At 65.9% G+C, this 7744-nt stretch carries 6 protein-coding genes; 4 read left to right on the top strand and 2 right to left on the bottom strand.

Annotated features, from left to right (window positions below):
- Nucleotides 1-152: 152 nt before the first annotated feature.
- Nucleotides 153-2459 (bottom strand): cytochrome P450/oxidoreductase, encoded by a 2307-nt coding sequence (locus tag M1M07_RS05115; protein WP_248673478.1) that lies wholly within the window; start codon nt 2457-2459, stop codon nt 153-155.
- A 229-nt stretch (nt 2460-2688) separates the two neighbouring features.
- Complete coding sequence (locus M1M07_RS05110) at nt 2689-3372, bottom strand: IclR family transcriptional regulator (protein WP_248673477.1); 684 nt, start codon at nt 3370-3372, stop codon at nt 2689-2691.
- A 226-nt stretch (nt 3373-3598) separates the two neighbouring features.
- Between M1M07_RS05110 and M1M07_RS05105 the strand changes: the two genes are divergently transcribed.
- The 4 genes from M1M07_RS05105 (at nt 3599) to fahA (ending at nt 7597) form a co-directional block, all read left to right on the top strand.
- On the top strand, nt 3599-4156 hold the full coding sequence (locus M1M07_RS05105) for a MarR family winged helix-turn-helix transcriptional regulator (protein ID WP_248673476.1): 558 nt from the start codon (nt 3599-3601) through the stop codon (nt 4154-4156).
- A gap of 164 nt (nt 4157-4320) precedes the next feature.
- Nucleotides 4321-5529, top strand: coding sequence for a homogentisate 1,2-dioxygenase (locus tag M1M07_RS05100; protein WP_197252980.1), 1209 nt, complete (start codon nt 4321-4323; stop codon nt 5527-5529).
- Nucleotides 5526-6410 carry a hypothetical protein gene (locus tag M1M07_RS05095; RefSeq protein WP_248673475.1) on the top strand — a complete coding sequence of 295 codons (885 nt, stop codon included), beginning with the start codon at nt 5526-5528 and terminating at the stop codon, nt 6408-6410. The genes M1M07_RS05100 and M1M07_RS05095 overlap by 4 nt, the downstream gene beginning before the upstream one ends.
- Nucleotides 6407-7597 carry a fumarylacetoacetase gene (gene fahA / locus M1M07_RS05090; protein WP_248673474.1) on the top strand — a complete coding sequence of 397 codons (1191 nt, stop codon included), beginning with the start codon at nt 6407-6409 and terminating at the stop codon, nt 7595-7597. Before M1M07_RS05095 ends, fahA begins: the two co-directional genes overlap by 4 nt.
- The last annotated feature ends 147 nt before the right edge of the window (nt 7598-7744 follow it).

Raw genomic sequence — 7744 nt, 5'->3', positions numbered from 1 at the left:
GCCACCCTCTGTCTGGCTCGGCGTCGCGTCGATGTTCTCTATGCCCTCATCCGCGACAACCGCACCTGGCAACCGAGCTTGCCGGGTACCGCTGTTGCGGCTTGACAGGATCATTGAGAGTCCTTTCGAGGTTGGAGATTCCGGAAGGGTGGTCAGAGCGCGAGGGTGATCTTCTTGCCGCACGCGCGCGAGCAGCACGTCATCATCGACTTGTTCTGAGCTCGTTCGGTTTTGGTGAGAACCAAGTCGCGATGATCGATTTCGCCGTCGAGGACGGTGGCTTCGCACGATCCACACAATCCTTCTTCGCAGTCGCTCTGGATGTCGATGTTCGACGCGCGCAGGGCGTCGAGCACCGTCTGGTCGGGCGCCACCTGGATGGTCAGACCGGAGTCGCGCAGTTCGACCTCGAACGGGTGCTCGGCGGCCGGGTCGAGCGTGGCGAGGTTCGACGTGAAGTGTTCGATGTGCAGCGAGTCGTCGGGCCAGTGCGACGTCGCGTCCTCGAGGGCGGTGAGCAAGCGCTTCGGGCCGCACGAGTAGATCTGAGTGTCCTCGACCGGCGTCGCGAGCAGGGCTCGGATGTCGAGGCGGTTGCCCGCCGCACCCGAGTGCACCACCAGCCTGTCGCCGTGCTCGTCCGAGAGTCGGTCGAGCAGCGCCATTGTTGCGACATCTCTTCCGCAGTAGTGGATCTCGTAATCCTTCCCGGATGCTTTGGCGTGGTCGGCCATCGCGACGATCGGGGTGACGCCGATTCCGCCCGCCACAAAGATGTAGCGCCGGGCATCCGGGTCGAGCTTGAAGTGGTTGCGCGGACCGCGCATCTTCAGGGTGTCGCCGGCACGCAGCGTGTGGTGCACGTAGCGGGAGCCGCCGCGGCTTGCGGGTACCTCCAGCACTGCGATTTCATAGTGCGACAGGTCATTCGGATTGCTGCACAGCGAGTACTGCCGAGACAGGTCGCCGAGTTCGACGTCGATATGCGATCCCGGAGTCCACTTGGGTAGCGGCCTGCCCGACGGATCGGACAGGCGCACGCGCACGACGCCGTCGGCGGCGGGGGTGATGGAGTCGACCGACACGGTGCGTGAAATGCCGGTCTTCGACGGTTCTCCGATCTTCACTGGACGGCGATCATCGAGGATCGACGGATCGGCACGTTCGGGATTCTTCTCCGGGTCCCACTGCACCCACACGTGATCGGGGCCGCGGAACGACGTGTTAGGCAGGTAGGTGAACTCCTGATCCGGGACCAGTTCCATGTGGGGGAGGCGCTTGGTGAACTCCTCGAGGAAGATCTGCATCTCCATGCGTGCCAGGTTCTTACCCATGCACTGGTGACTGCCGTACCCGAAGGTCAGGTGATCGCTCGAGTTCTCCCGGCGGATGTCGAAGTCGTCGGCGTTGTCGAAATGACGCTCGTCGTGGTTCGCGGATGACGTCACGATCAGCAACTTCGAGCCTTCGGGAATCGCGATGCCACCGATCGTGGTGTCGGCGGTGACCAGGCGGCGCCACGCGGCGACCGAACCCGAGTGGCGCAGGCACTCCTCGACGGCATTGGGGATCAGGCTCGGGTCGGCGCAGATCTCCTCCCACACGCTGCGGTTCTCGAGCAGCAGGCGGAAGGCGTTCGCGGATGCATTGGCTGTAGTCTCGTGTGCTGCAACGATTCCCGCCATCATCATCGAATGCAGGTAGGAGTCGGTGACGACGTCGGGCTGCTCCTGCTGGACCCGGATTCCGAACGGCATCCAGCCGTGGCCGGATGGGTCCTTGCGCATCTTCTCGAGGACCTGGCCTGCGTACTGCCAGAATTTGCCGACGGCCTCGGCGACCGCAACCTGCTGCTCGGGTGCCGGCCGGCCCCAGGTGTTCACGGTGTGCGCGATCGAGTACTTGCGCATCGTATCCATGTCTTCTTCCGGCACGCCGAGGAAGTGCAGCGCCACGGTGAGCGGGACCTCCCACAGCATTTCGTCGACGAGGTCGGCTTTTCCGGACTCGATGAAGCGATCGACGTACTCGCGGGTGAGCCGGCGAACCATCGGCTCGTGGTGGACGAGTTCCTTGGGGGTGAACGGGTCCATCAGCGCCCGTCGTCGCGGCATGTGCGCGGGTTCGTCCTCGTTCACGAGAGTGCGCGCCATCGCGTAGTCGTACTTCGCGAGCGTCGCGGTCGCCTCGTCCGAGACCGGAGTGATCTTCTCGAGTGCGATCGACGGCGAGAACAGGATGTTGTCGCGAAAGACGGCCTTGACGTCTTCATACCTGGTCACGACCCAGTATCCGAGTTCCGGGCTGTAGAACACCGGCTCCTCATCGCGCGACCAGCGCAGCGACGCCGCAGGGTCCACCTGGTACGGGCCGGTGAAGGGATCGAAGGCGGCGGCATTCGCGGAAATCGGGCAGCCCGCGGTCTGAAGGGCCGTGTGATCGATCGGGCATGCGCTCATGGCTTGCATCTCCGTCTGTGTTGGACTCGCATTGAGCTGCGAAGTTACTAATAACGCACAATATGTAACTGTGAGCGAACTTCGATCAGGGTAAGCGTGGTCACATTCGCGGTCAAGTGCGGCCCAGGGAACGGTGAACGGGACTGTCGCGGGGAGACGGGTACCACGATGTGGACGTTGCTGCGGTGTGAGTGCGCAGCTTCGCGAGGGAAAGCTGTTGTGGGGAGCGTCAGACGTTGATGAGGCGCTCGATTTCGCGGGCGGTGCGCATGACCGCCTGCGCCGCGCGTTCGGTGTCAAGGCCGTCTATTGCAACGACGCCGACGCTCCGTTCGAGGCCGGCGCCCGGCCCGACTCCCTGTGGGAGTGCGATACCGGACGCGATACCGACTGCGCCGTGCTCGAGCTGGCCGCGGGTGAGGCTGTAGCCGTCGGCCCGAGCTCGGCGTACCGCCTCGGAGTCACCCGGCGATTCGGGTCGCAGGGCGAGGATCGCGATGCCTGCGGCGCCGCGGTCGATCGGATGGCTACTACCGACGCGATAGCCCACCCGCAGCAGCGTGCCTTCTGGCTCGGCGACCATGATTACGACGCAGTTCTGCCCTTGGGCGACGGACACGAATGCCGTCGCGCGGGTCTCGTCGGCGAGCGTGTGCAGTATCGGATTCACCTCGACCGCGAACTGCGGTTCGAATCTCGACGCGAGCACCACCGCGGCCGCGCCCAGGCGTATCCGGCCGTCCGAGGCCCGGGCGACCAGCGAATGCTCTTCGAGAGTGGCGACGATTCGATAGCAGATAGCTCGGTGCACATCGAGTTCGCGGGACAGGTCCGCTACAGAGATTCCGGATGGCGACTGGGACACGATGTCGAGTGCGCGCAGCCCACGATCGAGCGTCTGCAAGGTGCTCATGTGGGTCCTTCTCGGGCCGGCCGGGGCTGTCTGTCCGAGTCCTTTCTACAGAATTTTCCGAGTGGAGCGGTAACTGTCGCAGTGCAATGCTCATCGCAGCGCGGGTGCAGACTCCTGGCAGAGATATCAGCGGGGCGAGGTAGTTAATGGATATACTATCTTGGTGAATTCCCGGAAATCGTCGGCCTCGAATATCTCCACCAGTAGCCGCGATAGTGTGGGCCCCATGGATGGTGGGCAGAGCGAGGTTGGGGGACCGACAGCGCCGGACTCGCTCGACTACTGGTCGTTCGTCGAACTCGCGAAAAGCCGGCTGGGCAGCAGATACGGCGACTACCACCGCAATGCCACCGAGGTGCTGCTCACCCTGAACCGGGCGTCGGACGTCGTCACCTACGACCTCGAATCCACCGTGCACCGGCCCAACGGCCGCTCGTGGTCCGCCTACCGCCTGCTGTTCGTCGTGTGGCTGGCCGGGCCGATCGAGCCGAAGGGCGCCGCACGGCTGACCGGCATGAGCCGCGCGGCCGTGTCGAATCTGGCAAAACCGCTGGTCGAGGCAGGTCTCCTGGAGCGGACGCCGGCGAGTCACGACGGCCGATCGGTGCAGTTGTCGCTCACCGAGGCGGGGGAGCGCGAGATCTCCGAGGCGTTCCGCGCGCAGAACGAGCGCGAGGCGGCGTGGGTCGAGGTGCTGACCGAGGCCGAACAGCAGATCCTCGTCATGCTCCTGAACAAGCTGATCACGAACCGTAGCCAGTTCGACGTGCGCGGACGCAACTGATCGCGGGAGCTCCGTGCCCGGTCAAGGGTGTGGATACTCCGATCGTCACGACCTCGTGACCGTTCCGTGGTTGCTTTCGTCCCGCAAAACTAGTTAATGTGTTTATTAACACCGGGGCGCAACCGCCTCGATCGGCCTGAGGAACCTGCGAGGAGCTGAACCCCATGGCGTTCTACCGACAGCTCGGCGTCATCCCGCCGAAGCGTCACACCCAGCACCGCGACGAGAACGGCAACCTCTACTACGAGGAGCTGATGGGCGAGGAGGGCTTCTCGTCCGACTCGTCGCTGCTGTACCACCGGCACATCCCGTCGGCGATCGTCGACGCGACCGTGTGGGACCTGCCGGACCAGACGACCACGCCGAATCATCCGCTCACGCCGCGGCACCTCAAGCTCCACGACCTGTTCCCCGAGAACCTGTGGGCGGACACCGACGTCGTCACCGGCCGCCGCCTGATCCTCGGCAACGCCGACGTGCGCATCTCGTACGTGGTGTCGAAGAAGGAATCGCCGCTGTACCGCAACGTCGTCGGCGACGAGATGGTCTACGTCGAATCCGGCACGGCCACAGTCGAAACCGTCTTCGGCACGCTCGAGGCGAAGTCCGGCGACTACGTGCTGCTGCCGATGGCGACGACGCACCGCTGGATCCCCACCGGCGACGAGCCGCTGCGCGCCTACGTCATCGAGGCCAACAGCCACATCGTGCCGCCGAAGCGTTACCTGTCGCGGTTCGGCCAGTTCCTCGAGAACTCCCCGTTCTGCGAGCGCGACCTGCACGGCCCGACCGCCCTCGTCGAGGTCGAGAACCTCGAGGGCGAGGTCGAGGTGCTCGTCAAGCACCGCACGTCGCACGGCATCGTCGGCACCCGCTACGTCGTGCCCACGCACCCGTTCGACGTGGTCGGCTGGGACGGCTGCCTCTACCCGTACACCTTCTCCATCCACGACTACGAGCCCATCACCGGTCGCGTGCACCAGCCGCCGCCGGCACACCAGGCGTTCGAGGGCAACAACTTCGTCATCTGCAACTTTGTGCCCCGCAAGGTGGACTACCACCCGCTCGCCGTCCCGGTGCCGTACTACCACTCCAACGTCGACTCCGACGAGATCATGTTCTACTGCGGCGGCGACTACGAGGCCCGCAAGGGATCCGGCATCGGGCAGGGCTCCATCTCGGTCCACCCGGGTGGGCACGCGCACGGCCCGCAGCCCGGCGCATACGAGCGCAGCATCGGCGTCGAGTTCTTCGACGAACTCGCCGTCATGGTCGACACGTTCCGCCCGCTCGAACTCGGCGAGGGTGCGTTCGCGTGCGAGGACACCACCTACGCCGGAAGCTGGAACCGCAATCGAGGTGCAGGCAAGTGACAACTCTCGGAACTCTGTTCACCGGACTGTGTGACGACGCCGCACTGTTCCCGCCGGGCAATGCCCCGCTGGAGCAGGCACTGCCGGCGCACGCCGGACACCGTATCTCCGACTACTCGGATCTGGTGGGGCTGTTCGTCTTTCCCGTTCCGCGCATCGAAGAACTGGTCGAGTCGCTCGAATCCCGTCCGCTCGGCGGCGAACTCGCCCTGAGTATCACGGCTCCGGGTGGTCCCGCGACCGTGTCCGCCGCGGTGGCTCGGCTGCGTGAACTCGACGGCGTGACCGTCGAGGCAGCGGAGATCGCGGTTCCCGCCGACAGCAGCGCCGACGAATTCCTCGCTGCGCTCGACGTTGTCGCCGCCGAACTCCCCGGCGTCGCACTGTTCGTCGAGGTGCCCCGTGACGACCGTCGGCCCGCCCTCCTGGCCGGGCTCGCCGGGACGCCGCACGCGGCCAAGTTCCGCACCGGCGGTGTCGTCGCCGAGGCCTACCCGGACGAGACCGAACTGGCCGAAGCCATCCGGACCGCAGTCAACGCCGGCGTGCCGTTCAAGGCGACCGCGGGTCTGCACCACGCGATCCGGAACACGGACCCGCACACCGGCTTCGAGCAGCACGGCTTCCTCAACGTGCTCGCCGCGGTGGATGCCGCACTGGACGGCGCGGGCGTGGCCGGCCTCGCGACGGTGCTCGCCGACCGCGACGGTGCCGCCGTCGCCACCCGCCTCTCCGCGCTGTCGCCGGCACGTATCACCGAGGTGCGCAGCCGGTTCCGGTCGTTCGGTACCTGCAGCATCGTCGAACCGCTCGTCGATCTGATCGACCTCGGCCTGGTGCCCGCAACCGTTCTCCCGATTACCGAAGGATCACCCGCATGACCGTCATCGACATTCCCGAGGGTTCGCTCTTCGGCATCGACAACCTTCCCTACGGCATCTTCTCCACCGAGGACTCCGAACCGCGCGTCGGCGTCCGCGTCGGCGACACGGTGCTCGACCTGAGCCGGGTCTTCGAGGACGACGTGGTCTTCGCCGAGCCGTCGCTCAATGCCTTTATGGCACAGGGCCGCCGTCGCTGGGACGAAGTGCGTTCCGCCATCAAGGAACTCGTGTCCGGGGAGGTCGCGGACGACGCGGTGTTCCCGATCGCGGACGTGACGCTGCACCTTCCGATCGAGGTCGCGGACTACGTCGACTTCTACGCGTCGGAGAACCACGCGTCGAACCTCGGACGGTTGTTCCGCCCGCAGAACCCCGATCCGCTGATGCCGAACTGGAAGCACCTTCCCGTCGGCTACCACGGCCGGTCGTCGACGGTGGTCACCTCGGGTGTCGACATCGTGCGCCCGTGCGGCCAGCGCAAGGGCCCGAACGATCCGGCGCCGGTCTTCGGGCCGTCCATCCGCCTCGACATCGAAGCCGAGATGGGGTTCATCGTCGGTGTCGGCAGCCCGATGGGCTCGCAGATCAAGCCGGACGAGTTCGCCGAGCACTGCTTCGGCGCGGTCATCCTCAACGACTGGTCCGCCCGCGACATCCAGGCCTGGGAGTACGTGCCGCTCGGCCCGAACCTCGGCAAGTCGTTCGCGACGTCGATCTCCCCGTGGGTCGTGCCGCTCGCCGCACTCGAAGCCGCCCGCATCGACACCCCGGTGCAGGATCCGGAACCGCTGCCGTACCTGCAGGGCAACGAGAAGTGGGGCCTGGACATCGACCTCGAGGTCGAATGGAACGGGGTCGTCGTCAGCCGCCCGCCGTACGCGCAGATGTACTGGTCGCCCGCGCAGATGCTCGCGCACACGTCCGTCAACGGCGCCGCGACCCGCACCGGTGACCTGTTCGGCTCCGGCACCATCTCCGGCCCGGAGAAGAACCAGCGCGGCGCGTTCATCGAACTCACGTGGGGTGGAGCCGAACCCGTTCAGGTCGGCGACGAGACCCGCACGTTCATCGAGGACGGCGACGAGATCGCGATCTCGGCGACCGCACCCGGCCCGAACGGCTCCCGGATCGGCTTCGGCGAGGTCCGTACCCGAATTCTGCCCGCCACCGGCGCCGGCAACTGAGCCCGGTCTTCATCGAGACCAGGTCCGCGCAGTAACCGGAGCGCCTCTGGAGCGAACGTCGGACCACAAGAGTGATGCCCGGGACCCACGAGGTCCCGGGCATCACTTGTCGGTCGAGACCGGTGTTGTTCGCGACTTCCCCTGCAG

Source organism: Rhodococcus sp. HM1, assembly GCF_023218075.1.
Taxonomy (GTDB): domain Bacteria; phylum Actinomycetota; class Actinomycetes; order Mycobacteriales; family Mycobacteriaceae; genus Rhodococcus.
This window is presented reverse-complemented; position numbering and strand designations above follow the sequence as displayed.